1 pseudogene is annotated in these 1,157 nt (G+C 32.2%); it reads left to right on the plus strand.

Annotation, left to right across the window (positions count from 1 at the left end):
• Positions 1–1,157, plus strand: a pseudogene (locus IU405_RS00360) (RecQ family ATP-dependent DNA helicase); the annotation flags it as partial.

Raw genomic sequence — 1,157 nt, forward strand, 5'->3', positions numbered from 1 at the left:
ATGAAAATATAACTGCCGACTGTTATGTTTTATTTAATGAAGAAGACCTGAATAAACATTTCATTTTGTTGAACCAAACTAAAATAAATTTACATGAAATAAAACAAATTTGGAATGCCATAAAGGTCATTACCAAATTCAAATCAAGTGTTCAAAAATCTGCTTTGGAAATAGCAAGAGCAGCCGGTTGGGATGACAATTTAAAAGAAATTGAAACCAGGGTTACCACTGCAATTGCAGCACTGGAAGAAGCTGGCTATGTAAAGCGAAAACAAAACATGCCCAGAGTTTTTGCTGATAGCATTCTTTCAAAGACAGCGCAAGAAGCAATTGACAAAATAATGTTTTCACAAAAATTCAGTGAAGAACAAAAAATAACTGCGACTAGAATTATTAAAAGTCTGTTTTCAAGTAAGAGTAGAAAGCACTTGCAATCTGATGAAGCCGAAGCTAGGGTTGATTACATTGCTGATAATTTAGGTCTAAATATTCAGAATGTGATTTCTGTTGTTAACCTTTTGCGAGATGAAAATATTTTATCAGACTCGAAGGATTTAACTGCTTTCATCAAAAAAGGAGAAAATAAAAATCGTTCCCTTGCAATTACTCAAAGTTATGGAAAGATTGAAAATTTTCTTTGTCCATTGTTTGATGAACAAGAAAAATCATTTCACATCAAAGAACTAAATGAACAAGCAGAAGAATACGGATGCAAAGATGTTTCTCCTAACAAAATAAAAATCATTCTCAACTTTTGGGCAATTAAGAATTGGATAAAGAGACAAAATAAGGATTATTCTAAGAATCATATTGTGGCTATCAGTTGTCAACCCCAAGTGGAGTTAAAAGAGAGATTAGAAAAGCGTCACATTTTGGCAGAGTTTATTGTTGGCTATCTGTATGACAAGAGCAACAAAATTCTTGAACATGATGAACCTGATAAAGATGAAGTATTAGTTGAATTTTCAGTTCTTGAATTGCAAATAGCATTTGCTAAACAAGTCCAATTATTTGAAGTTAAAGCATCTATAGAAGATATTGAAGACACTTTGTTTTATCTCTCACGAATTGAAGCCATAAAAATTGAGGGTGGGTTTCTTGTGGTTTACAACAAACTCACTATTGATAGGCTTGAGAATAATAATAGAGTTCAATAC

It is taken from the genome of Polaribacter sp. BAL334 (assembly GCF_015767435.1).
Lineage (GTDB): Bacteria > Bacteroidota > Bacteroidia > Flavobacteriales > Flavobacteriaceae > Polaribacter.